This window comes from Caenibacillus caldisaponilyticus (assembly GCF_002003465.1).
GTDB lineage: Bacteria > Bacillota > Bacilli > Bacillales > Sporolactobacillaceae > Caenibacillus > Caenibacillus caldisaponilyticus.
In genome coordinates this window covers 93,351-119,823 of the sequence record NZ_BDDQ01000003.1, presented here as the reverse complement: position 1 = coordinate 119,823, position 26,473 = coordinate 93,351, and the positions used below count along the sequence as shown (strand labels likewise).

Genomic DNA, 26,473 nt, shown 5'->3' with positions numbered 1-26,473 from the left:
CGGTCTTGCGGATCGCCGAGCGGACAGGGGAAGGTCAGGTTCAGCACTAATGGTAAGCGTTTACATTTTATGTTGCCGATAGGCTGAGCGAACGGTCGCTCGACAAAGTGCGGAAAAAGAGAACGGGCCGGAGCCCTCTTGTCCCCACTGTATTCCGGCAAGTGAGGCATGATGCATGGCATGGCGCTTTTATCTATCTCAGTCGGATGAGGCGATGGATTCGCCCGAAAGGCGTTCAGCGATTCAGCATCGGATCAAATGCCAATGCGGCGAACCATCAAACCGCTGCGGATTCGGTGATCGGCGGGATGATCGAACGCTCGACGAGCTCGACGACGTCAAAGGTGTGCACTTGGTCTTCCACTTCTTTCGCCTTGGTGCCGTCCGACAGCATCGTCAGGCAATACGGGCAAGCGCTGCTGATAATGGTTGGCTGGAGGGCCAAGGCTTGCTCGGTGCGCGCGACGTTAATGCGGTTGCCCGTGCGTTCTTCCATCCACATGAGACCGCCTCCGGCCCCGCAACACATCGCGTTTTCCCGGTTGCGTTCCATTTCGACGAGTTCGACGCCGGGAATCGCTTGAAGAATGCGGCGCGGCGCGTCATAGACGTCGTTATAGCGCCCGAGATAACAGGAGTCATGGTAAGTGATGCGTTCGTTCACCGGATATTTCGGCTTGATGCGCCCCTCTTGGATCCACTTCCAAATCAATTCGGTATGGTGGTAGACTTCCACCCCTTCTAGGCCGAATTCCGGGTATTCGTTCTTAAACGTGTTATAAGCGTGCGGGTCGCACGTGACGATTTTCTTCACGCCGTATTTTTTAAACGTATCGATGTTCTGGCGCGCCAACTCTTGGAATAAAAATTCGTTCCCGATCCGGCGCGGCGTGTCTCCGGAATTCCTTTCTTTGTTGCCGAGGATCGCAAACGAAATGCCGGCTTCGTTCATGACCTTGGCAAAGGATTGGACGATTTTTTGGCTGCGGTTGTCATAAGACCCCATTGAACCGACCCAGAAGAGATATTCAAATGTGCCGCCTTCTTTTTCGACTTCGCGGACCGTCTTCACGACGATGTCGTCACGGCCGTTTCGCCATTCCTCGCGCTCCTTGCGGCTGAGCCCCCAAGGATTGCCTTGGCGTTCGATGTTGGTGATGGCGCGTTGGGCGTCGGGGTCCATCCGGCCTTCCGTCAAGACGAGATAGCGCCGAAGATCAATGATTTTGTCCACGTGTTCATTCATGACGGGGCATTGGTCTTCACAGTTCCGGCACGTCGTACACGCCCAGATTTCCTCTTCCGTAATGACGTTGCCGATGATGCCCCCCGAGAAGGATTCCATCGCCGCCGCGGCTTCCGCACCGCCGCTCCTTGAGGCATAGGCGAGCTGGTTCGCCTTCGTATTCGCGAAGGCATACGCCGGCATCCACGGCGTGCGGGATGTGACGGCGGCGCCAAATTCCGTGAGATGATCGCGCAGTTTCACGATCAAATCCATGGGCGAAAGCATTTTGCCCGTTCCCGTCGCCGGACAAAAATTCGTGCAACGACCGCATTCGACGCAAGCGTACAAGTCGATGAGCTGGCTTTGCTGGAAATCGCGAATGTCGTTGACGCCGAACGTTTCTTGAGATTCGTCCTCAAAATCGATCGATTTCAAACGGCCGACCTTATGCGTTCTGCCCAGGAATACGTTGACGGGCCCGAAAATCAAGTGGGCGTGTTTCGACTGCGGCACATAGACCGCAAAGCTCAGCAAAATCAACAAGTGCGCCCACCAAAACGCGTAAAAACCGGCCTCGGCGGCTTGCGGCGACAACCCGTGAAACAGAAACGCGACGAAGCTCGCGAGCGGCGTCCACCAGGCGTAAGGCTCACCGTGCCAAATCATGTCCATGCCGCCGGCGAAAATGACGGACAGCATGAGAGAAGCGATGAAGAGAAGGACGAGGCCGGCTTTAAACCCGCGCTTGAGGCGGACGAGCTTTTCGATGTAGCGGCGGTAAAACGCCCAAGCGACCGCGACGAGAATCATCAGCGTGACGAATTCCTGCATCACTTTAAACGCGGGATAAAGCGATCCGAGCGGCAAATGGGACCCGGGCGCAAGGCCTTTCCAAATGAGATCGATCGCCCCGAATTGCACGAGAATAAACCCGTAAAACATCATGACGTGGATGGCGCCGCTCTTTTTGTCCTTCAAAAGCTTTTTCTGGCCGAAGACGTAGATGAGCACGGCGTTCAGACGCTCTTTCAACGTCTGTTCCCAAACGGCCTTTTTCCCGAGTTTAATAAATGTGATGCGCGTTTTGAGGACATGGGCGAAAAGATAAATGCCGTAAGCGACGACGATGAGAAATAGAATCCAGTTAACGACCATGAACGGGCTCAAATTGGCTCACTCCTTAGAAGCAATTTTATCACTTTGGGCAATCTGTTGAAAGCCATTACATATCAGAATGAGAGAAATATTCTGCACTCATTATACCATAAAAACCATAATGAATGAGCATTCAGTCAGAACAAATTTTTCCTAAATACCCAAAAGGCCGATCATGCGGTCATTACCTACGCGAGAAAGGAGCGGCGAACCCGTGATGTTGAGGTGTTCATCCTCGTCCGATTGGCATGGGGAAACTTCAGCGCCCGGCCAGATGAATTTGTATATTTTTGGGAGCGCGAATTGTAAAATGTTGCTTGGTGCTCCATCTCAGTCAGAGATGCACTTTTTTTGAAGCGGCGACCGCCTGGAACGCCGCTTTCAGCATGGCAGTCGACGCCTTAATTTGTCCGCGCTTGGGCATTCTAAGAATTACGACATTCCTTGCACGATATCGAGATCGGATTTGCAACCGAGACGCCACATTTTTATGAAAGGAGTGACCGCCGTTGGTCGTTTTTTGGACAATCGCCTTGATTGTCGTATTATTGGGCCTGTTCGTCTTTTTCGTCCTACTGGACATTTATTTAGGTTACAAAAAGTTCAGCAAAGGCAAAGCCCCGTCCTCGTCTGCCGCTCGCCTGAACGATGTCGAATGGTTCAACGACGGTCGTCGTTTTTTTGACCGCCTAAAAAACGACATCAAAAGCGCCAATCACCACATTCATCTGTCTTTCTTCATCTTTCGCAGCGACTGGATCGGAGGGGAAATCATTGATGCCTTGATCGCCAAGGCGCGGGAAGGCGTGAAGGTCCGCCTGTTGATCGACGCGCTCAACGGCTTAGGGATGACGAAAAAAGCGAGGAAATCCTTGCGCGAGGCGGGCGTCGAACTCGCCTTCGCCGCGAAGCCGTTTTTTCCGTTTTTCTTTTACGCCTTAAATCACCGCTATCACCGGAAAATCGCGGTGATTGACGGTTCCATCGGTTATTTGGGCGGCTTTAACGTGGGCGATGAGTATCTGGGAAGAAAGGCTGAAATGGGCGATTGGCGGGATTATCATATCCGGATCGTCGGCCAAGGGGTTAAAGATTTGCAAGATCAATTTCTGAAGGATTGGGAGACGGCCACCGGAAACCGGGTTGAAGGTGAGCGGCACTATCCGACCGCCGCATCGGGTCCGCATGAATTGCAATTCATCGCCACCGACGGATGCGGGTTGGAAGACCTTTACATTCACCATTTCCGGCAGGCCGAAGAGCGCCTTGTCATCGGCTCTCCCTACTTTGTTCCGAGCCGGCGCCTGCAGGCCGCTTTGATGGGGCTGTTGGAGCGCGGGGTGGAATTGACCATTCTCTTGCCGGCAAAAAAAGACCATCCGTTCGTCCGGCCGGTTTCTTATCGCTATCTCACCCCGCTCTTAAAAAAGGGTGCTCGCGTTTACCACTTTTATCAAGGGTTTTACCATGCCAAGGCGTTTATCGTCGATCGTAAAATCGCCTGTCTCGGGACGGTAAACTTCGATATGCGCAGCCTGTATTGGAATGACGAAATCAACGGGTTTTTCTATGACCGAAAATCGATCGAAGAAATCGAGGCGATGATGCAAAAAGATTTGCATCAAGCCTATAAAGTGACGCTGCGCGATGTCCAAAATCGTCCGCTCCTCGAAAAAATCAAGACGTGGCTGTCGGCCCCGCTCGCGCCGTTTCTTTGAAGCGGCCGCTTCTATGTATTGGGAAACAAACCGGAGAAGTTTCAAGGCTGCCGCCATCGGCGGCGCCGCCTCCGCCTGACCGAACCTGCGCCTTTCTTAAGACCTAATTGAGGAAAGGCGTTTTGTCAGAAACGCGCGTGTCGCGCCGAAGCGAGGACGTTTTGCGCGCAAATGTAAAAAAGCAAAGCAACGATCACAGAACGGAGCGCATGCCTTGCTTGCCAACTTCATTCAAGGTTCATGGAGATGGGATGCCTTAAAATCGGAAAGAAACCGGTGGACGGCATGATTGAACGGTTCGTGAAAACGCGTCGGCAATTGATGCGTGCCTTTGTCGATAAAAACGATCCGCACGTTCGCCAAGCCACGAAACCATTTATGGTGAGCGTGGATGTAGCCGTCGCGCGTACCATATAAAACCAGGCACGGTATGTGTTCCAAGCGCTGCAACTCGGCGGTGCAATCATAATGGAGGCAGTCTTGATACAAGCGATCAACCGCCACGGCATCGGCCTTTTTCCCATAAGCGCGGAGCTCTTGTTCATCCTTTTCGTTTGTCTTATGGGTAAACGCCAGGAGCCTGGCCAAAAAATCGGTTTTGCCCGCCTTCATGAGCCAAATGCCGGCATGGAACAACCGGCGCAACAACCACGTGGACACTTTCGGAAAACCGCCGGACAAAATGAGCGTTCGAACGCGTTCCGGGTATCGCAAAGCGAAGTCCAGGGCGATGACGCCGCCCGCGGAATAGCCGACGATATGGGCGCTCTGTAAACCGAGATGGTCGAGCAATTCCCGCAAATCATCGACATGGCGGGCCAAGGCATCCTTCCCGCCCCGTCCCCTGCTGCGCCCGTGGCCGCGCAAGTCGTAGAGGATCACCCGATAGTCGGTTTGCAAAACGCGTTGATGTTTAAAGACCACGTGTCCCATCAGCGGCGGGTGAATGAAAAGGATGGGGTCCCCCGCAGCGCCGAAGATTTCATAATACAATGGCACGCCATCCGAGGTTTCCATTCGAGGCACGGCGGCACCTCCCCGTGTTATTTAGAAGAGGCGATCATGGAGACGATCCATTCAAAAGTGCGAAATCCGAGATAAATGCCGATGATGCCGGTGATGCCGGCAAGCGCAGGCGGCGCGGGAATCGGCAGCTTGAGCCAGGCAAAAAGGAAGCCGACGGCAAATCCGGTTAAAAGCGCAAGAATGGCGACTTTCATCATCATTTCCCCCTTCATCGCTATTGTTTGCCCGTTCCGAAAAAATCATGTGAACGAGTGAATTCAAAGTAAAATTTAGTGTAAGAAAATTGATGCTGATGGTCAATCGATATAAGCATATTACAGAATTTGTTGAAATCTTGTATTATGCCAAGAGTTTTTTGTCGATTCCGATCAAAAAAAACCCTTTCGGAAGCCGTGACGGGCTTCCGAAAGGGTTTTGCCAAAAGAGGCTTTTTTTGCCTTCATGGCCGTATCCTCGGCTTTTTCTGAAAAGCCCAAGCCATCCATCGTTTTGATTCATCCATAACGGGAGCATTTTAATGCGCTTTTTTCAGCTGAAAATTGAGATGAAACCAGCCGACATCCTGTCCCTGCAAGTACAAGTGATAGCCTAAGTCGATGTGCCCGCAGCCTTGCTCCTCATGCCAACGGACATGGCAACGGTCGGTTTCCGTCAATGTGCGCATCATTCCCAAGGGGGTTTCATAGGTGCCTTCCGTCGACGCGCCGGCTTTTAACGGCTGGCGCATGGCCACCGGCCCTTTCCGCAAAATCATCCCTTCGCCGTCTTGGATTTTAATCGTATGGTCGACCGGACCGATGTCTTTGACTTCCTCGCGGTAGCGAAGGTAAAAGACCGCGCCCTTTTTGTACAGGACGCCGTCCGTATACAACTCCATCTCTTCCGTCGGCCCATCCGGCCGCATGACTTTGCTTATTAAATGAATCATGACCGGTTGTTGAAAATCCGCTGCTTGCTTGTCGGTGTAGGATCGGTTCACGTTGTTCATCGCAAAAACTCCTCAAACCAACGCCCATGCCTTGGTCATCGAACCATGGTTTAAGCGCCGGAAGCCGGCTTCCCTACCCAACCGAGCAACATTTCACGGACGAATTTGCTGGCGGCGATGGCGGTCTGCTCGGTCGGATCATAGGCGGGAGCCACTTCGACGAGATCGGCGCCTACCACGCGGACGTCGGAACGGGCGATGAGAACGATCGCTTCGAGCAGCTCCTTGGAGGTGATACCGCCGGCCTCGGCCGTGCCCGTCCCGGGCGCAAAAGCCGGATCCAGCACATCGATGTCGATCGTCACATACACGTTGCGGCCGGCAAGGGTGGGCAAATGGCGCTTCAACGGTTCGGCGACTTCGAACTTTTCCAAGGTCATGCCGGACGTCCGCGCGTATTCGAATTCCTCGCGCATGCCGGAACGAATGCCGAAAGAATAAACGTTTTCCGGACCGAGAAGCTCGCACGCCTTCCGAATGGGGGTGGCGTGCGACAGCGTTTCGCCCTCGTATTCCGTGCGCAGATCGGCGTGCGCGTCGATATGGATCAACGCCAAATCCGGATATTTTTTATGCATGGCCTTGAGGATCGGCCACGTGACGAGATGTTCGCCGCCGAGCCCGAGCGGAAATTTCCCGTCGGCCAAGAGCCGATCGACATACGCTTCAATCATGTCAAGGCTCTTGGCGGGGTTTCCGAACGGCAGCAACATATCCCCCGCATCAAAATAACGGACTTCCTCCAGATGGCGATCCATGTAAGGCGAATATTCTTCAAGGCCGATGGACGCCTCGCGAATCCGCGCCGGGCCGAAGCGGGATCCCGGCCGGAAGCTGACGGTGAAGTCCATCGGCATGCCATAGATCACCGCATCGGCCGATTCATAATCCGAACGGCTCATGATAAAGACTTTTCCCGAATACGCTTCATCAAACTTCATCGGTGCGCTTCTCCTTTCCTATCCGGATGCCCCAACCGCCGCGCGCTCCGGCATCCGCCATGACTTCCGTAAAGAATTTCTTCCGCATTCCAAACGGCTTTTGCCCCGAGTATAAACTCAGTCGAAAACCCGGCCACGGCGGCTGAAGGGTTAAGCTTTCAAGGCCGCCGCTTCCATGGCGAAACGGCCACCGCCTTGCCCGTTCGACCGCGGCCGTTTTCCTTCATTTCGTCAAATCCGCGACAAATTTCGGCAACACAAACGCCGCGAAATGCAGATCCTTGGTGTAGTATTTCGTGCCCACATCGCGGAAGCGCCCCGCGTCGACCTTCAGCGGATCGTACTTTTTCGAACCGAGCGTAAACGTCCAAAGCCCGCTCGGATAGGTCGGGATATTGGCGGTATACAAGCGCGTGATCGGGAAAATTTCCTTCACGTCCCTGAATACTTTACGGATTAAATCCGCTTTGAACCACGGGTTATCGGTCTGGGCGATGAACAGCCCGTCCTCTTTCAACGCCTTGGAAATCCCTTCATAAAATCCTTTTTCAAACAATTTGACGGCGGGGCCGACCGGTTCGGTGGAATCGACCATGATCACATCATAGGCGTCGCGGCTTTCCGCGATGTGCATAAAACCGTCGCCGACGATCACTTCCACCTTCGGATGGTCAAAAGCCGACGCAATCGACGGCAAATATTTTTTCGACGTTTCGATGACCTTGCCGTCGATTTCCACGAGCGTGACTTTTTCCACTTCCGGATGCTTCACGACTTCCCGCAACACGCCGCCATCGCCGCCGCCGACGACCAACACGCGCCGAGGGTTCGGGTGGGTGAACAGCGGCACGTGGGCGACCATTTCATGGTAGACAAATTCGTCTCTCTCCGTCGTCATGACCATGCCGTCCAGCGTCAGCATGTTGCCGAATTCTTCCGTTTCGAGCATATCCAATTTTTGATAAGGCGTTTGTTCCGTATGTAAAGTCCTTTTAATCTTCGCCGTGATTCCAAAACGTTCCGTTTGTTTTTCCGTAAACCAAAGCTCCATGTGCTTCGTCACTCCCTGCATGTCCTTTGATCACCGCTCCGCATGGCAACCGTAAGCCAAACCGGGCCGGTGCGTTCGTTCCATTTCCCTGAACGCCGGATCGATCCTCTTCTTATTGCGGTCTTTGCGGAGGATCTGCCGCCGCGTTGTCCTGCGACATCTATGCGTTTCGATATCTTTTGCACCGAACAGCCGCGAGCCCCGCTTATTCGGCAACGGACGGACCCGCTTCATCCGATACAAAAAAAGTATAGTTGAATGGCTGTAAAAAGCAAGAACGGAAACGGCTCGGACGTTCGCAGGCCTCCTCAGTCAAACGGCCGACTTCGACCTGCCGTCCATTGCAACTTTAACTTTGAATCGAAAGCCGCAACGTTCGGCAGCCCTTTTGCTGTCTAACGATCCGCCATCGCCTCGAAAAACCGGCCACGGTTCGAAAAATCCGTCCCAACAATCGCCCCATCGACAGGGCGGGCGATATGGCGCCGATCCGGTCGAGAAAAGGCGCGGCCCAACCGACAACTGCAACGGATCAAACCGCCAATCCTCGACGGAAACGGCCGCCGGGCGGCAATGGCCCGAATCGGGTCGAAAGCTGCCCATCGAAACCTGAACAGCGGCAGACAACCGGGCGGACGTTGCGACTTCTTTCGACACCCTTGGAAAACGGGCTTAAAAAAGGCCGGACCGTCGGCGAACGGCCCAACCCGCACATCGAACGTTTACCGCCCGCTCCTTTTTTCCATACTGCAAGTGTAGCCGATGGGGCTGCAAACGAAACCGTGAGTCATAAAGGTCACGCGCCGATCACGGCAAGCTGGCCGCCACGTGGGCAGCTGCCGTCCACATTTTCCAAGAAATCCGGCGAATCCGGGCAGCAAAACCGGGGACCGCGCCGGCCGTCCAAAGCCGGCCTCCGCACCCGCCAAGCCAAACAGCCTGACGCGCGCACCGAAGCGGATACCCATGCCATTTTGTAAAACCGGATACCTTAACGTCGGAAACGACCGCCGTCCAATACAACCAGATACACCGTGACGCCATCACGGCACACAGCTAGATGAGGGGGCGAATGAGATGGACCCTGTGGCCGGCAAGTCCCGCAAACCCAAAATGTATTTGAAATGGTTTATGAAGATCTGCATCGGGAGCGTCACCCTCTGCGCGTTCCTGTTTGCGAGCCTGCTGCTCTATGCCAAAATTCTCGGTCCTCCTTCTATTAAAGTGCCGCAAACCACGCTTTTTTACAGCGCCGACGGCAAAGTGTTCGCCGAGGCCGAACATCAAAACCAAAACCGCTATTGGGTGCCGCTCAACGAGCTGGCCGAACCGCTCGTCAGCGCCACGGTCGCCGTCGAAGACCAGCGCTTTTTCAAGCATCACGGTTTCGACGTCCGCCGCATCATGGGCTCGGCTTTAAAAGATGTCGCCACCCTGTCGAAAGCGGAAGGAGCGAGCACGCTGACCATGCAGCTGGCCCGCAGCCTTTATCTGTATAACGACAAAACGTGGAAGCGGAAATTCCTCGAAGCCTTTTATACCCTGCGCCTTGAAACGAATTATTCCAAAAAGGAAATTCTTGAGGGCTATTTGAACACCGTATATTACGGCCACGGCATGTACGGGGCGGAGGCGGCCAGCCACTATTACTTCGGCAAGCGCGCCCGCGATTTGAATTTGGCGGAAGCGAGCCTGCTCGCGGGCATTCCGAAAGGGCCGAGCTACTATACGCCCGACGACTACTACGCAAACGCGAAACAGCGCCAGCGCATCGTTTTAAACGCGATGGCGAAAGCCGGCTACATCAGCGCAAGCGAAGCGCAAAGCGCCTATCGTCAACCGGTCCACATTATCAAAGACCATCCTTCCGGACCGAACGAGGCGCCCTATTTTCAAGAGGCGGTGCTGGATGAGCTGCACGACAAGATTCATTTGGACGACCAAACGATCGCGACCGGAGGCTTAAAGATTTATACGACTCTTGATCCCCGCTTGCAAAAAAAGGCGGAGAAATGGGTGAACAAAGTCATCGATCCCGGCTCCGACATCCAGGCGGCATTGGTGACGATGGATCCGAGAACCGGTGCGGTGCAGGCGCTGATCGGCGGCCGCGATGGCGCCAAACAGTCGTACAATTTGGCGATCAAAGCGAAGCGCCAGCCCGGTTCCAGTTTTAAACCCTTTTTATATTACGCCGCCTTGCGCCATGGCTTCACGCCGTCGACACCGCTTTCAAGCGAACCGACCACCTTTGTTTTCGATCACGGCCACAGCAAATATGCCCCCGAAAATTACGGGGGGTATTACGCCGGCGGCCCGATCACGCTGATGCAGGCGCTAGCGCTGTCCGACAACATCTACGCGGTCAAAACGCATTTGGCAATCGGCATGAATCAACTGGTCGACACCGCGCGGAAAATGGGCATCACAAGTCCGCTCTCGCCCATTCCTTCGCTGGCGCTCGGCACGAAGGAAGTGAGCGTCATGGAAATGGCACGGGCGTATAGCACGATCGCCAACGGCGGCGCGCGGATCACGCCGCACTATGTCACGAAAATCGTCGATCGGAAAGGAAACACCATCTACGAATGGAAACCCGAAAAAGAACAAGTGCTGGACAAAGCGACCGCATTCGTCTTATCCCAGCTGATGACCGGCATTTTTGATCCGAAACTCAACGACTACGCGAAAGTGACGGGCGAGAGCGTCCGCCATCTGTTAACCCATAAGATCGCGGCCAAAACGGGCTCGACAAACACGGACAGCTGGATGATCGGCTTTACCCCGCAGTTGACAACGGCGGTTTGGGTCGGTTACAACGATCATCGCACCATTCAGACCTATCCCGATGCCGGCTATTCAAAAGAAATTTGGGCGCATTACATGGAGGATGCTCTTAAAGGCAAACCGAAAAACAGCTTCAAACCTCCAAAGGGCGTCGTCAAGGTTTGGGTGGATCCCGACACCGGGAAGCTGGCGACCGACGCCTGTCCGAACGCCCGTGCGACCTACTACCTCGCTGGCACCGAACCGACCGAAACCTGCGACCAACATAAAGGCCACCGCCTCGATTTCGGCGCGCCTTCCAAACGCCACAAACATGACGGCGACCACTTTTTCAACCGGATTTTCAATCATTGGCCTTGGTGAAAAACGGGGCTCGGGTGCGGCTTAACGCATACCCGAGCCGTTTTGTTTTACACTTGAACGTGGGGACCGCAACGATTTTTACGCGGAACCGCGGGGATGAGGAAAGAAAAGGCCGGAAAGCCCGGCGGGTATGAAGCCAAGCGAAAATAGAGGCGGGGCTGAAAAGAAAGCGATGCCAAAACGGTACGCGGCGCGAATGGACGCCAAATGGTCGTCTTTCATCAAAGCATGAAAGCAAGGCTCGGACTCGGACGCTTGGGCTGCCCGCGGATCGGGGGAATCCGCGCATGGGCCGCCTTCATTGGCGTCCGAGCAGGCAAGCGGCGATCTTTTTATCGCTTTCTCGGCGAACGGGCACCTAACTGCCGAGCGAAACCCGAACGGCAAGCCCGGCGCCCTCCGACAAACAAAAGCCGCGAGCCCGGGCTCACGGCTTTTGTTTGTCCTGTAATATGCGCGCTATCTTCAGTTTACGGTCAGAACGAGATGGACACAAGGTTTTCACTAAATGTTCAAGAAAGTGTCATATTTTTCATTCAGGGGCTTGGCTTCAAACGTCCAATTGTTTTTTCAGTTCTTCGTTGGCGCGCTCCCACATGCCTTTGTCGTGATTGATGAGAAAGTCGCGCAAGATTTTTTTCGACTCGACGTCCATTTCATCGAGGACGACTTTCCCCTTCAGCGCCTTATCCATCTTATTGACGTGATCGGCCAAGATTTTATAGCCGCGCTTTTTCTCGCGGTTGATCACCATTTCCGCGGCGCCGGCGCCGGCATAATACGGGCCGTCTTTGCCGCGCTCCGTCATGAGCCAGACGAGCCAATACAGCTTGCCCCCGGCTGAATCTTCACGGTTGGTCGTAAACCGGATGCGCCGCTCGACCTGGCTGCGCGCATGGAGGGCGCCAAAGTCCACCGTGGCCGTTTTCTCCTGCGGATCAATGATAATCGGCGAGATGTTGTCCAAATTGATCGTCCCGACGCCGAAACCGCCGTGACCCGATGTCGAGTCGCCGCCCAATATATTAAAGCCCGGGTTCTTCTGTTCAAAAATATCCTTCATGCATCGTTCCTCCTTGTGAACCATGCCCATTGCGGCTATCGTTCCAATCCACCTGCTTTAAGTTTATCATATCCGCTCTGCCTTGAGGAATGATCAAGCCGCCCGTTTGCTGACGGTCGTTTATACACTAAGAATGGACCATATCGGCACCGCCCATTCGCCCTTTAAGACCGTTCGCCCAACGGTAGAGGATTGGCGACGTTCTCGAGCGGAACCCGATGACAGGCGACGAGCCGGCCGTCCGCCTCAAAAAAGCAACGGTATTCATAAATTCCCGATTCGTTGAGCATCATCGGCAGGAAACGTTTGACGTGGGCCGCCACGCCGAGGTTATCCGGATGGATAATCCAATCCAACGCTTTCCATTCGAGGATGCCTTCATCGGTCACTCTAGGCGTCGCGTAATCATAATCGTCGGGCAGGGCGGCGACAAAGGCATACATTCCCGACCCGTTGCCCCGGTTCCACGTGACGATCCCTTTGAACTCGACTTTCCGCAGCGGGATGCCGGTTTCTTCGCGAATTTCCCTGATCACGCCATCCTCGGGTGTTTCCCCCGCTTCCAGCTTGCCGCCGACGCCGTTCCACACGCCCATCTGCGGCGCGGTGTTGCGGTTGAGCATCAGGATGTCCTTCCCGCGTTTGATAAAACAAATCGTATATTTCAACATCGCGAACCGCCTTTCCGTGATTCACCCGGCTTCGTCTTCATTGTTGAAAAGAAAAATCGTGCCGCGCCACGAATCGCCCCTCATCGCTCTTTCATCAAACCGGCCCTTTGTGTAACCGCTGATGACCTGCCGCCAAAAGGCTCGGGCTCCGCCATTGCTTTCCGCGACCCGCACTTCCCAATCGCCGCGATGCTGGGCAAAGACGTGCCGGGCCGCCGCTTCGCCGATCCCTCTCCGCCGGTATTTGCGCATGACGAAAAACTCGGCGATGGAATGTCCTTCCACCAACAAAACGCCGTGCCGGTTTACGAGCGCGAAGCCAGCGTACTGTTGGTCGACCATGATGAAATAAGGAAAACGGCCGGCTTCCGTCCAGTAGTGATCGAAAAATTTGTATTCGTAACGGCCGTGGCGATTGACGTCAAAACCCGCAAATTCGCTGAAATCGTAAAGATAAAATTGCATCAGGTGGCGCAGCACTTCTTTTTCTTCGAATGGAACGAGCTTGATGACGATCTCGATCAAGCCGAGCCTCCCCTTTATCCTTTACCGCGGTTGTCGCTCCGTCCACATGGCAAGCGCCTGATGAACCCAGCACCCCTCCAAACGCCCGCAGGACGAATGCTTCGTTTTTAACGCTCAACTTTTTGAAGCATCGGTCTTCAACAAGCTGTAGATTTCGACATCCACAAAATGATCGTAAAGCCATTGCGCATCGCGCAGCGTGCCTTCGTGAACAAAACCGAGCCGTTCCGGCACGGCCCGGCTTTTGCGGTTTTCCGTCGCGCAGCGAATGACGACCCGATGGAGATCGAGATGATGAAAAGCGTAATCGATTAAAGCCCGGCAAGCGCGCGTCATGATACCGCGGCCTTCATACTCTTTGGCAAGCCAGTAGCCGATCTCCGTGGAGCGGTTGGCGCGGTCGATGCCGTGAAAACCGATCATGCCGGCAATCTTCCCTTTGTAAAAGATTCCGGCTTGAAATCCGTTTTCTTCGGCGAATTGTTTGCGCCACGCCGCCAAAACCGGCTGATAATCTTCGGGCTTGTTCATGTTATCGACCCACGGCAACCATTCGCGCAAATGGGCGCGGTTGCGGTCGACAACGGCGAAGAAAGGCGCCGCGTCCGCCTGTTCCAACAACCTCAATACGATTTCCTCATCGACTTTATAGCTGAACATCATCCATTCCCCCCGCCGGTTACAAATAATAAGCGGACGCATCGCCGCTCGAAGCGCCGCCTTTCTCGCTTCATAGGGCGGAACCGCCCACAACCTTGGAAGTTGCGCCCCTTAACTGAGGATACCTCTGCTTCAACCCGGTCCGAGATGTCTTCAGAACAAGGAGCGCTCCGAACATGAGCGGGTCCACCTTATAGGTGAAAATGGGAAGACGCGCCCGTCTCCGCCGCAGCCTTTTGTAAAGAAGCGATGAACCGAAACGCTTCGTCGATCTCCTCGTCGCTGTAATGCTGCTTTTGTTTGACGACCTTCACTTTTTCGATGACGGCTTCTTTCGGCAAATTATTAAAATACAAAACCGTGGAGACGAGTTCGAGAAACCGGGCGTTTTGGTCGTTCAACGTTTGCACCAGCGCGTCGATGCCCGGCATGTCGATCTCATAGTGGCTCAAAAACCGCTCGCCCTGTTCGGTTAAGGTATAGCGGTACTGATGATAGCCACCCTTTTCTTCTTTGAGCTCGTCCATCAAATTCAAATTGCAAAGCTCTTCAATCTTCAGCGTCAATTCTTCCGAATAGGGGCCGTAAAAATGAAATTGGAATTTTTCTTGGAACGGGTAATTCAATTTTTTCAATATGTATATCATCTTTTGCAGCTTTTTTCTGCCAACGATTTCGCCCGCGTGCCGGATGAGGCCGAGCAGTTTGGCGTGCTCTTCCAACATGCTGATTCCCCCTCGTCATTTCAACAACTCTTTAATCCTTAACTTCGCCGCCCGGCGGTCGCTGAGATCGTCGATGAAATCGGCGGGATAGTAGAGTTTATGGTCGGTGCGCTTCTTGCCCGATATCGCTTCGACGACATCGGATTCACGCGACAGTTCGCGCAGGCTTCCGTCCGGCATTAAAAGGTGAATCGGCAAACGTTCGCCTTCTTCTCCGGGCCGGTAAAAATCATATGGCAAATCCGATGAAGAATCGACGACGAGATAATAATCCGGATCGATCCCCGCCTCCGTAAAAGCCTCGCGCAATTCCGTATACCGTTCGAGATTCGTCGGGCTGAATTCCACGTACTTAAAAAGCCGGCGATTGACGAAACGCGAGCAGAGGTCGGCGAGGATCGGGTCCGGTTCGTCCTGCCATACTTCAAAATAATAGAGGATGACGGCTTCATCGAGGCGGAGGTAATCGGCGAGCCCGATGTTATCCCGGAACAGCGGCGAAAGCAGGCCCGGTTCGTGTTTAAAGCGATAACCGGTTTCGAATAGCTTTTTCGCCCGGTGCAAAATCTTGCGGAGGATGACTTCCGCGCTCCGCGTCACGGGGTGAAAATAGACCTGCCAGTACATTTGATAACGGCTCATGATGTAATCTTCGACGGCGTGCATGCCGCTGCGCTTGAAGACGACTTGGTCGTCCCTGGGCCGCATCACCCGCCAAATCCGCTCAAGGTCGAAATGCCCGTAGCTCACCCCGGTAAAATAGGCATCGCGCAACAAATAGTCCATGCGGTCGGCATCGATCTGGCTTGAGATGAGGCTGACGATCAATTTGTTTTCATAGGTTTTGGCGATGACGTCCGCGACCTTTTCCGGAAAATGCGCCCCCATCCGCTCGAGCACGGCATGAACTTCCGTATCGCCCAAAATGATGTCCCGCGTGAACTGCTCGTGATCCGTCCCGAACACTTTTTCAAACGAATGGGAAAACGGCCCGTGCCCGACGTCGTGCAAAAGCGCCGCCGCGAGCGCAAGCAGCCGTTCTTCTTCATCCCAATGGACATAGTTTTTCAATTCCTCGATGATTCGCCGCATGATCTCGTAAACGCCGAGAGAATGGCTGAAGCGGCTGTGTTCGGCGCCGTGAAACGTCAAAAACGTCGTGCCGAGCTGGCGGATGCGGCGCAACCGCTGAAATTCCTTCGTGCCGATCAAATCCCAAATCAAGCGATCGCGCACGTGCACATAGCGATGGACCGGATCTTTGAACACTTTTTCCTCATCAAGCTCTTCAAACCGCCGCGTCAACATGCCTCACATCCTGTCTAATCTTGTTTTTCATTATAGCGATTTCGCTTCCGGTTTTAAATAACTTCATCGGAAATCCCGGAACCGGCGCTTGGGTTCGCCTGCAGCGGGGAAATCCGCCTCTCATGGCGCCGCATCAACCTTTTTCTCCTCCGCGTTCAATTTTCATGATGAAAAAACAAGTGTGATACAATAACAGCGGCAATCGGAAAAACCGCCGTCCAACCGTGCGCCGTAACCGGACGGATTTCACGGCTAAAAGAAGACGGCTGACAACCGTTCCAGCGCAAGCGGCAGTTTGCCTTGCTCTGATGCGCGATTCGATTTGAAACCGAACAAGCGAAGGTGACACGATGCTTTTACATCTCATTGACCGTTGGCGTTTCTTCGACCAAACCGCGCCGCGGGCCTCATTTGATCCCAAACACTCATTCGCAATTGATGATACGCTTTGCCAATCGGTGGGAACCGGCGATTCGCCCGCCGTCGTCCGCGCTTGGGTGCATCGGCCGACCGTGTCCCTCGGCATTCAGGACACCCGCCTCCCCCACTTGGATGAAGGGCTAAAGTGGATAAAAAACCGCGGTTATCGATACATCGTGCGGAATTCCGGCGGCCTCGCCGTCGTGCTTGACGAAGGGGTGCTCAACCTGTCGCTCATCCTCCCGGACAAACAGAGGTTGTCGATCGATGACGCCTTTGAAGCGATGGTCGAACTCGTCCGCCGCACGCTTGCCGATTACCGCTTAAACATTGAAGCCAAGGAGATCGTCGGATCGTATTGCCCGGGCCGTTATGATCTGAGCGTCGGCGGCAAAAAATTCGCCGGCATCGCTCAACGCCGGCTGCGCAACGGCGTGGCCGTACAAATTTACTTGTGCGTCACCGGTTCCGGCGCCGAGCGGGCCGAGCTCATCCGCGCCTTTTACATGATCGCGTCGGGAGGCGATCTTTCCGCCCATCGCTGCCCCGATGTCCGTCCTGAAGTGATGGCCTCTCTTGAAGAATTGGCCAGCCGCGCCCTCACGATCTCGTCATTGACCGCCGCCCTTCGCCGTGCGCTCTCGGAAAACGCGACCGTTGAAGACGGGGCGTTGACCGCCGCCGAAACCGAGCGATATGAACGGGATTACGCGCGCATGCTCGAGCGCAATCAAAAACTGCTCGGTCCGCTCGCCGAATGACCGCCATCCTTCCGGCTCACCGCCGCCGCAGACATGGGCATTCGTGCATTTCTCCGGAATCGCTTCGTCATTCCCCGGCACATCGGAAAGATCGCATCCGCGAAAAGGCCGCGCTCGGCGCCGGAAAGCGGCCTCCCCGTGATCAAACGCACAGCGGCCATCACTACAATTCAATAAAAATGGGGATAAATAGTCCTATCATTGAAAAGATCCAGCAGCCCAGTGCGCTTTCAAAGGAGGACTGCACATGGACCCTATCATTAAAGAACGGGTGCGCGACCGGCGCCTGCACCCTCTCATCGTCACGGCGGAGGAAGCGGCTTCGTGGATCGAAGACGGCATGACGTTGGGCCTGAGCGGTTTTACCCGGGCCGGCGACGCCAAAGCCGTTCCCCTCGCTCTCGCCGAACGGGCCAAACAATCCCCATTAAAGGTGAACCTCTATACCGGGGCATCGCTCGGTTCGGACGTCGATAAAGTCCTAGCGGAAAACGGGGCGGTTAAAAGGCGATTACCTTTTCAGGCCGATCGCACGATGAGGGAGAAAATCAACCGCGGCGAACTTTTATATATCGATCAGCACTTATCCCATACCGCCGAAGACGTCCGCACCGGCGTGCTCGGCGCCATCGACTTCGCCATCGTGGAGGCATGCGCCATCACCGAGGACGGCGCGATCGTCCCAACGACCTCCGTCGGCAACACGCCCATCTTCGTCGAAATGGCGAAGCACATTATCATTGAATTGAACATCGCCCAACCGCTCATCCTCGAAGGCATTCACGACATCGGCTCCGTCGGCCCTTACGGCGCGCGGGCGCCATTGCCGATCCAGTCGCCGCGCGACCGTTTCGGCACGGCCGCGATACCGGTGGATGTGAAGAAAATACGGGGGATCGTCATCACTGAAACGCTCGACTCACCGTCCACCATTTCGCAACCGGATGACGAGACCGCGCGCATCGCCGGGCATCTCCTCGACTTTCTAGAACAAGAGGTGAAAGCGAAGCGGCTTCCGGAAAACCTTGCGCCCATTCAATCGGGAATCGGCACGATCGCCAACGCCGTGCTCGGCGGATTGCTGGCGTCACCCTTCTCTCACTTAGAATTCTATTCCGAAGTGCTCCAAGACGCCGTTTTTGACCTGCTGGACAGCGGCAAGGCGGACTTCGCTTCAGGCTGTTCGATCACGCTTTCGAAGGCGCGGATGCAAGAGGTGTTCACCCATTTCGAGCGCTACCGCAACCGTCTCGTCCTTCGGCCGCAAGAGATTTCCAACCACCCGGAAATCATCCGGCGGTTGGGCGTGATCGCCATCAACACCGCTTTGGAAGCCGACATTTACGGGAACGTCAATTCCACGCACGTCCTGGGCACAAACATGATGAACGGCATCGGCGGCTCGGGGGATTTCGCCCGCAATGCCCGGCTTTCTATTTTTGTGACGAAATCGCTCGCGAAAGACGGCCGCATCTCCTCCATCGTGCCGTTCGTCTCCCATGTCGACCATACCGAGCACGACGTCGACGTCCTGATCACCGAACAAGGTTATGCCGATTTGCGCGGACTGGCACCGCGGGAACGGGCGCGACTCATCATCGACCGTTGCGCGCATCCTTTATATAAAGATCCGCTCCGCGACTATTTCGAAGAGGCGTTGGCGCGCGGCGGCCAGACGCCGCATCTTCTCGAAAAAGCCCTTTCCTGGCACATTCGCTATGCGCGGACCGGTTCCATGTTGGAAGAACATTCCATCACTACTGGAAAATGAGGACGGTTCAACGTACACAAGGCGGCCGAAGACGGCACGCCTACTTTTTATACGTATCCTCCTGGTCGACTCGTGCGAGCAGACGATCCAATTTTTCCAGCCATTCGCGTTGCAACGCGGCCTGATCGCGAAAAAAGAGAAATCCCCTGTACAAGAACAGTGCAACCAAGACGAAAAAGCATAAAGTCATAATGGTGATGAGACTGAATATCACCATGCAAATCGCCGCGCTTTTAAAAAACGGGTGTTCCCGAAAACCGAAGCCGCCGTGTGCATTCGCGCTAACCGCAATGACATGGCGGCCATCCCTTCTTACTTCTTTATTCGTCATCAGCCGGCCGGCTCCTCCCAACCAACCGGAGTTATGCGATGGAATCGGCGGAACGCGTCGGTCGCAAAAAAGGATCGGCCAAGGCGCCCAAAATCGGACGAATTTATGACAGTCGGCTTATGGATGGGGCTGTATGGGCGGCCGTCGTGGTAATATAAACGTAGTGATCACGTATTTCGAGGAGTGAATGCGATGAACGAGGCCATTCAAACGTTGGACGGTTGGTATTGTTTACACGATTTTCGCACCATCGACTGGGCAGCGTGGAAACAGCTTCCGAGTGCGGAGCGGCAGAAGGCATTGGATGAATTCGGAAGATTGCTCGACAAATGGGACGAAACGATGAAGGCAAAGGCAGGCAGCTATGCGTTTTATTCGATCGTCGGGCAAAAAGCCGATTTTCTCCTCATGTGGCTGCGCCCGACAATGGATGAGTTGAACGACATCGAAACCGCCTTCAACAAAACAAGGCTCGCCGATTTTACCCAACCGAGCTATTCCTACGTCTCGGTCGTGGAATTGAGCAACTACCTCGGCTCCCAGTCCGATGAGGACCCTTACGAAAACCCGCGCATTAAAGCGCGCCTTTATCCGATTTTGCCGAGGACGAAATACATCTGTTTTTACCCGATGGACAAGCGCCGCGCACCCGGAGAAAACTGGTACATGCTGTCCATGGATGAACGGCGCGAACTCATGAAGACCCACGGTGAGACCGGCCGCCGTTACGCCGGCAAAGTGAAACAAATCATCACCGGTTCCATCGGGTTCGACGATTGGGAATGGGGAGTGACGTTGTTCTCCGACGACGTCCTTCAGTTCAAAAAACTCGTCTATGAAATGCGCTTCGATGAAGTCAGCGCAAAATACGGCGAATTCGGCGAATTTTTCGTCGGTCCGCTTTTAACCAAAGAGAAATTTGCGAAAATGCTTGCCGTGGACTAAAAAAGATGGAGGCGACCCGAGCGAAGTCAGGCGCTTGCGGTCGCCCCTCTCTTTTTCCGCACCGTTTACGCCTGCGACCAGCGACCGCCCCCAGGCGCTCAGGCGGCCGAACCCGCCCGCCCTTGCCAAACCCCCGATTCTTGAAGCATATTTCCCCGCCATCCGTCATAAACATGATCGTAGAGCTTGCGTCATCGACCGACGCCCGCCGCCACACCCCCTTCCTTTCTGCTGACCGTGATTCTTTCTTAAAAGCATAGCACCCGTTTTATATCCTTTTGTGAGGAGTGAGCGCCATTGGCGAATGAAAATTCTTTCAGACCCAATCCGCAAAACTGGCCATACGGACAAGCGCCGCAAGCCCCGGCGTCCCAGGGCCAGGCGCCCAAACCCCAACCGATCCAGGGGCAAAATCCGCAAGGGCAACCGCCGTCGGGCCAAGGCCCGCAAAGCCCGCCGTCATATGCACCGCCATACTATCCCCAATACGCTCCGGGGCCATCCCAACCGTATTCCGGTCCGGCCGCCGGCCCTCTTTATCCGACGCTGGGCGGGATGCCAACTTCACCGCAGCAAGTCCTGCCGCCGACCATGGAAACGTCTTACATCGAGAACATTTTGCGCCTGAATCGTGAAAGGGTCGCGACGGTCTACATGACGTTTGAACACCAAGGCGGCGGCGAATCTAAGGTGTTTCGCGGCGAAATTGAAGCGGCCGGCCGCGACCACGTCATCATCAACGACAACAAGACGGGCACGCGCTACTTGCTCCCGCTTGTCTATTTGGATTACGTCACCTTCCAGGGCCCGATCAACTATTTTTACCCTTACCGTTGACGCAAGGCGGCCGGATGAAACGATGCCCACGCGGAGGCGATCGCTCCTAAGACATGCACGGGTTAGGGCGGTAAAAAGACGAAATGGCGTCCCAGAAGGGATTCGAACCCCTGACCGACGGCTTAGAAGGCCGTTGCTCAATCCAGCTGATCCAAGCATCGCTGAAGCCGGCCTGAAGACGCGCGGCTTTTCACCGTCACACTCTGCTTTTACATCGTTTTGACAATAAAGAACGCCCGGGGCTCCCATCACCAGAAAGCCCCGGGCGTCGTTTCGTCGATTGACCGACCCATACGGGCGATAACCTGTTCAACTTATTAATAGAAGAATACAGAACGGCGGCTACGCTTTGAGCACGGCAACGATCACAAGCAGCCAAGAGGCGAGGAACAAGAGACCGCCGATCGGCGTAATCGCACCGAGCCCGTCGATGCGCGTCACGCTTAATAGATAAAGGCTGCCGGAGAACAAGACTATGCCGGCAAACATCAACCAACCCGCCCAGCCGATTAAAGCGTTCTGGCCATCGGCAAGTTTTCCCGCCAGAATGCCGATTAATATGAGGCCAACGGCGTGCAGCATGTGATACTGAACCCCGGTGTGGTAAATGTCCAAATAGTGCGCCGACAGCTTGTTCTTCAAACCGTGGGCCCCGAACGCGCCGAGCGCGATGGACAGAAAAGCGTTGGCCGCCCCTAATGCGACGAAAAGTTTGAACACCCTCATCCCCTCCTTTGCGGTAAACTCCAGCGCCAAAATCGTTGCATGCCGGGCTACTTCGACGCCTTCAGGCGATCGGCGAAGCGATAAAAGCGGGCGACGACGGCCTGCATGCGCCTTTTGTTCGCGCCGAAGTCGGAAAAGCCCAGGCGGGATGCGGAGCGAAAGTGAATCACTTTTTTCGCCTCGTCAAAATAGAACTCCACGTCGTGGTAAAACTCGAAGAGATACGTCCTCGCTTCCGCATAAATATAGGGCCCCTCGTCGATTTTCACCTCGGTCTTCGGCAAGGTTTTCAAAACGGAAAGAAGCGTCGCTTTGGCTTCTTCCAGCGTCAGCCCTTCATAATTGATCGGCGGCATGCGCCGGTTCGGATTTTTTTGCTCCGTCGACACGCAATTGGCCGTTTTCGGGCAGGGTGCCAACCCGCCGTTGACAAGCCCAGCAGGACCGGCCTTTTTCGTCATGATCATCATCCTTATATAAGACCTTCACCCCGCAAAAATGGATGATGCCGCTTGAAAAAAGCATGCCGTCATCCTTCACGCGCAGATGAAAGCCGAAATAAAATTTTATAACCAGCGGCGACCAAAACCCGCCGCCTCCTCATTCATATCAAACACTTTCATTATAAAGATTTCGGACGGCCCGGGTCAAAAGGAGCGCCCTTGCCGACACGTAAAGGCCACCCTCAGCCGGATGAAACCGACTTGGGGTGGCCTTGCCATTGCCCGTTATAACACCGGTTTTATAATAATTGAATATTTCTCGTGATGGGAATATCTTTCATCGTCTGCAATCCGGGTTTGCCGTCGAGCGCAACGATTTTCGCTGTATTAATTACAATGGACGCCGTCGCGGAATCGCCAAAAACCCCGCCCGGAATCACGAGTTTTTGCTTCATGTCGCCGTCGATTTCGATGGTGTCTTCGGGATCATCGACCGAAGCCGCCATGACCAAATCAAGTTCAATCCGTCGGCCGTCTTTTGTAACCGCCTTGGATATTTGATGCAAGCCAATGACCTCTCCCGCTTTCACATCAAAATGCGGCAAGGTCAACGGCTGATCCGTCACGACCGGGCTGATAAAGTTTTCGACTTTTTCAAGCTCAAAACGGAGACCGGCAGCAATCAGGCGAAGCGATTCTTCAAGGCCAACGTGGCCGATTTTACCTTCCGCGGCCAGTCGATTGAACTCATCGACCGCCATGCCCATGCCAACTTTTTTCTGTAAAGGCAGGCGGCGTTTCTTTACATCCACGCGGCGTGACACCCGTATCGACGAGATCGTGCTTAAAACCGATGTCAAGCTGAGGACGAGCGTATCCATGACATATCCGGGGTTCACGCCTGAGCCGATGATCGTGACGCCTTTTTCCTTGGCAAAGCGGTCCATTTCCTCCGCCAGTTCCGGATAGCGGTGCCAAGGATACGAAAGTTGTTCACAGGTGGACACGACGGAAAATCCACAATCGACCAATTCTTTGATTTGCGGCCACACGACGGACAAGTTCGAACCGGTCGCGTGAATGGCGATCAGAGGATGCCTGCCGGCCCGTTGGACTTCCTTAATAGAAGCAACCACTTGAATGCCGCGTTTTTCGGTTCCGATTAATTCCCCGATATCTTTGCCGACTTTATTCGGATCAATATCAACCGCTCCGATGACCTTGCCCGGCAAATATTGCTCGCATTTTTTCAAAATTTCCAATCCGATTGGCCCAAGTCCGTAGACAACCAGTCCTAAACGTTCCAGTGATTCGGTCATCTCATTTCCCCCTCCCAGTAGCACCCAAATCTTAACAAATCGAGCCGGGATTGAGAAATACGGCCTTCTTATATATTGATAAGGGAGAAATATAAATCCGCGCGGCTTTATCGATCCTCTTTTAACGCCATCAGCAACTGAATCAGCGCTTTTACATGTTTTCTCATATACGGATTTTGCTCCCAAATTGCGGCAATCGAAATCTCTAAATGCGTATCCTCCAGCTCCAAATAAACAACCCCTTTATTTGGATCAATCAATTTGAACATATCCATGGGCATCAAGGTGACGCCGAGATTGTCCGCTACAATATTCGCAATCGTCATCAGTTCGAAACCGCTGCCGATCGTTTTAGGCGTAAACCCCGCCGTTTGACAGGCCGTTTGTACCAGCTTGTGAAGCGCCGCGGAATGATGGGAGTCATAATTTAAAAAGATATCCTCTTTCAATTCGCGCAAAGATATGGTTTTCCGCGCTGCAAGCTTATGATGGGCGGAAACGACCGCGCCGATGGTTGAGCGTTCCAGCTCTAAATATTCAATTCCATCTTGATTCGTTGAAGGGCGGCCGCCCACCGTCCGAATGAAGCCGATATGAAATTCTTTATTTTTTATGAGTTGAGTCACCATCGCCGAGTTCGTTTCCAAAATACTAAATTCAATAGAGGGAAATTGTTCATGCAAAGCCTTCATGACTTTAGGCAAAAACAAGCTGGCCGCCGTCGGGATCGTCGCAATCTTTAAAACGCCGGGCGCCTTCGTTGCATCCATGATATTTGAAATCGTATGTTCAATCTGCTCAAAAGAATGGACGACTTTCTCAAATAAGTACTTCCCCTCTTCCGTCAATTCGACTTTCCGGGTCGTTCGATGCAATAACTTAATCCCCAGTTGTTCTTCAAGCATATGAATTTGCTGACTGATCCCGGGCTGAGAAACGTGAAGCTTCTTGGAAGCCTCGGTGAAGTTTAAATTCTTGGCGACTTCGACAAAATATCGTAAGGCGAGCAAATTCATCCGATCACCTCATACGCTGAACACATCAAATCTTTCATAACAAATAAGAGATGCCCGCGCAAATATGCCTAAATATTTTAAGAAGAGGAGACGTTTACATATCTTAAAGTATAACAAAATTCGATAAATATTAAGCGGAAACGCGGAAGATTCGACCATGCCGCAAACGGCTTCCCCGTCGGAGACACGTCCACCTGCATTCACTCAGGGGGCACGGGACAATGCCGCCGCTTCCGGGGAATTCATAACTTGAGCTTATTATTATATACACATTTATTATTTTACAAATCAATTCCGTTTTGCTAAGATCTTATTATCCCGCTTTATGCAATTCGACTCACCCAACACAATGCAAGCGCTAACAAGAATTGGAAAACCCGGCTGCAGGAACGATCATCACTATAGATGCAAGGGGGAGAATCTATGAAAAAGTTTTTTGCTTTTCAAGTACTCATCGGCATGGTCATTGGTGCCCTGATCGGCTATCTCTTCCCTAATTTCGGTCAAGCCTTAAACCCAATCGGAACTATGTTCATCAATCTAATAAAAATGATTGTTGTACCCATTGTCTTTACGACCATTGTTATTGGCGTAGCAGGCAGCGGCGGAAAAAAAAGCATGGGAAAATTAGGGCTTAAAACCATCATTTGGTTCGAGTTTATTACAAGCCTGATATTGATCATCGGCCTTGTGCTGGCCAACCTTTTGGGGCCGGGCAAAGGCATTGATCTCTCACATCTTGCCAAACAAGATATCGGCGCCTTGCAAGCAAACGCCGCCAAAGTCGCCGACTTTAAATCCATGATCGTGGATATCATTCCAAGCAACGTCTTCAAAGCGATGGCGGACGGCAATTTATTAGCGGTCTTGTTCTTCGCGGTGGTCTTCGGAGTGGCCGCCGGCAAAATCGGCAAGGCATCGGAACCGGTCTTGAACTTTATGCGATCGACCGCGGATATTATGTTTAAAGTCACACAGATGGTCATGGCCACCGCGCCCATCGGCGTCCTGGCCCTGATGGCCTCTTCGGTCGGGAAATACGGTTTAGCCCTATTGGTGCCGATGCTGAAATTGATCGGCGTGGTTTATTTAGGGTTGCTCATCATTATTTTCGGTCTGTTCCCGCTCATCGCCTACTTCCTTAAGATCCGCTATTTTGAAGTCTTTAAAATGATATGGGACTTGTTCCTCATCGCCTTCTCGACAACGAGCAACGAAACCATCCTTCCGCAATTGATGAAGAGGATGGAAGATTATGGTTGTTCAAAGCGCGTCGTTTCATTTGTCATTCCATCCGGATTATCGCTGAACTGTGACGGGTCAACGCTCTATCTGTCGGTATGCTCGATTTTCTTGGCGCAAGCTTTCGGCATTCCGATGGATTTAAAACAACAGCTGTTTTTGATGCTGGTGTTGGTCGTCACATCCAAAGGCATCGCCGCCGTGCCGTCGGGTTCTCTCGTCGTCCTCTTGGCGAGCGCCACGGCCGTCGGTCTTCCTGTTGAAGGCGTCGCGATGATCGCCGGCATCGACCGTGTGCTGGACATGGCCCGCACGGCTTGCAATACGCCTGGACATGCCTTGGCGTCCATTGTCATTTCAAAATGGGAAAATGAATTCCGCCAAGAAAACCAACCGGCTTCTTCGATTAAAGAACCGGCGCCTTCAAATTCATAATTGCGCCCATGAACGCTT

The 26,473-nt window shown here is 53.7% G+C and carries 24 protein-coding genes; 7 read left to right on the top strand and 17 right to left on the bottom strand.

Annotated elements, in window-relative coordinates:
- Positions 1 to 277: 277 nt before the first annotated feature.
- Positions 278 to 2,383: a (Fe-S)-binding protein gene (locus tag CCB157_RS01580; RefSeq protein WP_077614241.1), complete on the bottom strand. Its 2,106-nt coding sequence runs from the start codon at positions 2,381 to 2,383 to the stop codon at positions 278 to 280.
- 509 nt (positions 2,384 to 2,892) lie between these two features.
- Here CCB157_RS01580 and cls point away from each other — a divergent pair.
- Entirely contained in the window at positions 2,893 to 4,101 is a 1,209-nt protein-coding gene (cls, locus tag CCB157_RS01575) for a cardiolipin synthase (protein ID WP_077614173.1), read from the top strand.
- 231 nt (positions 4,102 to 4,332) lie between these two features.
- On the opposite strand, the gene CCB157_RS01570 is transcribed toward cls, so the two are convergent.
- From CCB157_RS01570 to speE, 5 genes are all read right to left on the bottom strand, one after another.
- A complete protein-coding gene (locus tag CCB157_RS01570; RefSeq protein WP_077614172.1) occupies positions 4,333 to 5,118 on the bottom strand; it encodes an alpha/beta fold hydrolase in 786 nt (261 codons plus the stop codon).
- A 26-nt stretch (positions 5,119 to 5,144) separates the two neighbouring features.
- Positions 5,145 to 5,321 (bottom strand): XapX domain-containing protein, encoded by a 177-nt coding sequence (locus tag CCB157_RS01565; RefSeq protein ID WP_077614171.1) that lies wholly within the window; start codon positions 5,319 to 5,321, stop codon positions 5,145 to 5,147.
- Positions 5,322 to 5,641: 320 nt separating this feature from the next.
- Complete coding sequence (locus CCB157_RS01560) at positions 5,642 to 6,115, bottom strand: YwiB family protein (protein ID WP_077614170.1); 474 nt, start codon at positions 6,113 to 6,115, stop codon at positions 5,642 to 5,644.
- A 50-nt stretch (positions 6,116 to 6,165) separates the two neighbouring features.
- The gene (speB, locus tag CCB157_RS01555; RefSeq protein WP_077614169.1) at positions 6,166 to 7,056 is read right to left on the bottom strand and encodes an agmatinase; all 891 of its coding nucleotides are present in this window, start codon (positions 7,054 to 7,056) and stop codon (positions 6,166 to 6,168) included.
- Between the two features lie 223 nt (positions 7,057 to 7,279).
- Positions 7,280 to 8,107 carry a polyamine aminopropyltransferase gene (gene speE, locus CCB157_RS01550; RefSeq protein WP_077614168.1) on the bottom strand — a complete coding sequence of 276 codons (828 nt, stop codon included), beginning with the start codon at positions 8,105 to 8,107 and terminating at the stop codon, positions 7,280 to 7,282.
- A gap of 1,077 nt (positions 8,108 to 9,184) precedes the next feature.
- Here speE and CCB157_RS01535 point away from each other — a divergent pair.
- On the top strand, positions 9,185 to 11,257 hold the full coding sequence (locus CCB157_RS01535) for a transglycosylase domain-containing protein (RefSeq protein ID WP_077614165.1): 2,073 nt from the start codon (positions 9,185 to 9,187) through the stop codon (positions 11,255 to 11,257).
- Between the two features lie 550 nt (positions 11,258 to 11,807).
- Here the strand turns inward: CCB157_RS01535 and CCB157_RS01525 are convergent.
- From CCB157_RS01525 to CCB157_RS01500, 6 genes are all read right to left on the bottom strand, one after another.
- Entirely contained in the window at positions 11,808 to 12,320 is a 513-nt protein-coding gene (locus CCB157_RS01525) for a YwhD family protein (protein WP_143286880.1), read from the bottom strand.
- Positions 12,321 to 12,484: 164 nt separating this feature from the next.
- A complete protein-coding gene (locus tag CCB157_RS01520) occupies positions 12,485 to 12,991 on the bottom strand; it encodes an NUDIX hydrolase (protein WP_077614163.1) in 507 nt (168 codons plus the stop codon).
- A gap of 21 nt (positions 12,992 to 13,012) precedes the next feature.
- Positions 13,013 to 13,516: a GNAT family N-acetyltransferase gene (locus tag CCB157_RS01515; protein WP_077614162.1), complete on the bottom strand. Its 504-nt coding sequence runs from the start codon at positions 13,514 to 13,516 to the stop codon at positions 13,013 to 13,015.
- A 114-nt stretch (positions 13,517 to 13,630) separates the two neighbouring features.
- Positions 13,631 to 14,176 (bottom strand): GNAT family N-acetyltransferase, encoded by a 546-nt coding sequence (locus tag CCB157_RS01510; protein WP_077614161.1) that lies wholly within the window; start codon positions 14,174 to 14,176, stop codon positions 13,631 to 13,633.
- 191 nt (positions 14,177 to 14,367) lie between these two features.
- Entirely contained in the window at positions 14,368 to 14,901 is a 534-nt protein-coding gene (locus tag CCB157_RS01505; protein ID WP_077614160.1) for a YwgA family protein, read from the bottom strand.
- A gap of 15 nt (positions 14,902 to 14,916) precedes the next feature.
- Positions 14,917 to 16,209: an HD domain-containing protein gene (locus CCB157_RS01500; protein WP_077614159.1), complete on the bottom strand. Its 1,293-nt coding sequence runs from the start codon at positions 16,207 to 16,209 to the stop codon at positions 14,917 to 14,919.
- 350 nt (positions 16,210 to 16,559) lie between these two features.
- Between CCB157_RS01500 and CCB157_RS01495 the strand changes: the two genes are divergently transcribed.
- Together CCB157_RS01495 and scpC are read left to right on the top strand one after the other, a co-directional pair.
- The gene (locus CCB157_RS01495) at positions 16,560 to 17,390 is read left to right on the top strand and encodes a lipoate--protein ligase family protein (RefSeq protein WP_077614158.1); all 831 of its coding nucleotides are present in this window, start codon (positions 16,560 to 16,562) and stop codon (positions 17,388 to 17,390) included.
- 247 nt (positions 17,391 to 17,637) lie between these two features.
- Positions 17,638 to 19,161 carry a succinyl-CoA:acetate CoA-transferase ScpC gene (gene scpC / locus CCB157_RS01490; protein WP_077614157.1) on the top strand — a complete coding sequence of 508 codons (1,524 nt, stop codon included), beginning with the start codon at positions 17,638 to 17,640 and terminating at the stop codon, positions 19,159 to 19,161.
- Positions 19,162 to 19,201: 40 nt separating this feature from the next.
- Here the strand turns inward: scpC and CCB157_RS01485 are convergent, their stop codons facing one another.
- Entirely contained in the window at positions 19,202 to 19,492 is a 291-nt protein-coding gene (locus tag CCB157_RS01485; RefSeq protein WP_077614156.1) for a hypothetical protein, read from the bottom strand.
- Between the two features lie 192 nt (positions 19,493 to 19,684).
- Between CCB157_RS01485 and hemQ the strand changes: the two genes are divergently transcribed.
- Together hemQ and gerQ are read left to right on the top strand one after the other, a co-directional pair.
- On the top strand, positions 19,685 to 20,437 hold the full coding sequence (hemQ, locus tag CCB157_RS01480; protein ID WP_077614155.1) for a hydrogen peroxide-dependent heme synthase: 753 nt from the start codon (positions 19,685 to 19,687) through the stop codon (positions 20,435 to 20,437).
- Between the two features lie 297 nt (positions 20,438 to 20,734).
- Positions 20,735 to 21,274, top strand: coding sequence for a spore coat protein GerQ (gene gerQ / locus CCB157_RS17915; RefSeq protein WP_238594549.1), 540 nt, complete (start codon positions 20,735 to 20,737; stop codon positions 21,272 to 21,274).
- A gap of 342 nt (positions 21,275 to 21,616) precedes the next feature.
- On the opposite strand, the gene CCB157_RS01470 is transcribed toward gerQ, so the two are convergent.
- The 4 genes from CCB157_RS01470 to CCB157_RS01455 form a co-directional block, all read right to left on the bottom strand.
- Positions 21,617 to 21,994 carry a DUF423 domain-containing protein gene (locus CCB157_RS01470; protein WP_238594548.1) on the bottom strand — a complete coding sequence of 126 codons (378 nt, stop codon included), beginning with the start codon at positions 21,992 to 21,994 and terminating at the stop codon, positions 21,617 to 21,619.
- A 53-nt stretch (positions 21,995 to 22,047) separates the two neighbouring features.
- On the bottom strand, positions 22,048 to 22,461 hold the full coding sequence (locus CCB157_RS01465; RefSeq protein ID WP_158077164.1) for a DUF1499 domain-containing protein: 414 nt from the start codon (positions 22,459 to 22,461) through the stop codon (positions 22,048 to 22,050).
- A 281-nt stretch (positions 22,462 to 22,742) separates the two neighbouring features.
- Positions 22,743 to 23,762, bottom strand: a complete 1,020-nt coding sequence (locus CCB157_RS01460; protein WP_077614152.1) for an NAD(P)H-dependent amine dehydrogenase family protein — start codon at positions 23,760 to 23,762, stop codon at positions 22,743 to 22,745.
- Positions 23,763 to 23,869: 107 nt separating this feature from the next.
- Entirely contained in the window at positions 23,870 to 24,778 is a 909-nt protein-coding gene (locus CCB157_RS01455) for a LysR family transcriptional regulator (protein ID WP_077614151.1), read from the bottom strand.
- Positions 24,779 to 25,201: 423 nt separating this feature from the next.
- Here CCB157_RS01455 and CCB157_RS01450 point away from each other — a divergent pair, with 423 nt between their 5' ends.
- The gene (locus CCB157_RS01450) at positions 25,202 to 26,455 is read left to right on the top strand and encodes a dicarboxylate/amino acid:cation symporter (protein WP_077614150.1); all 1,254 of its coding nucleotides are present in this window, start codon (positions 25,202 to 25,204) and stop codon (positions 26,453 to 26,455) included.
- The last annotated feature ends 18 nt before the right edge of the window (positions 26,456 to 26,473 follow it).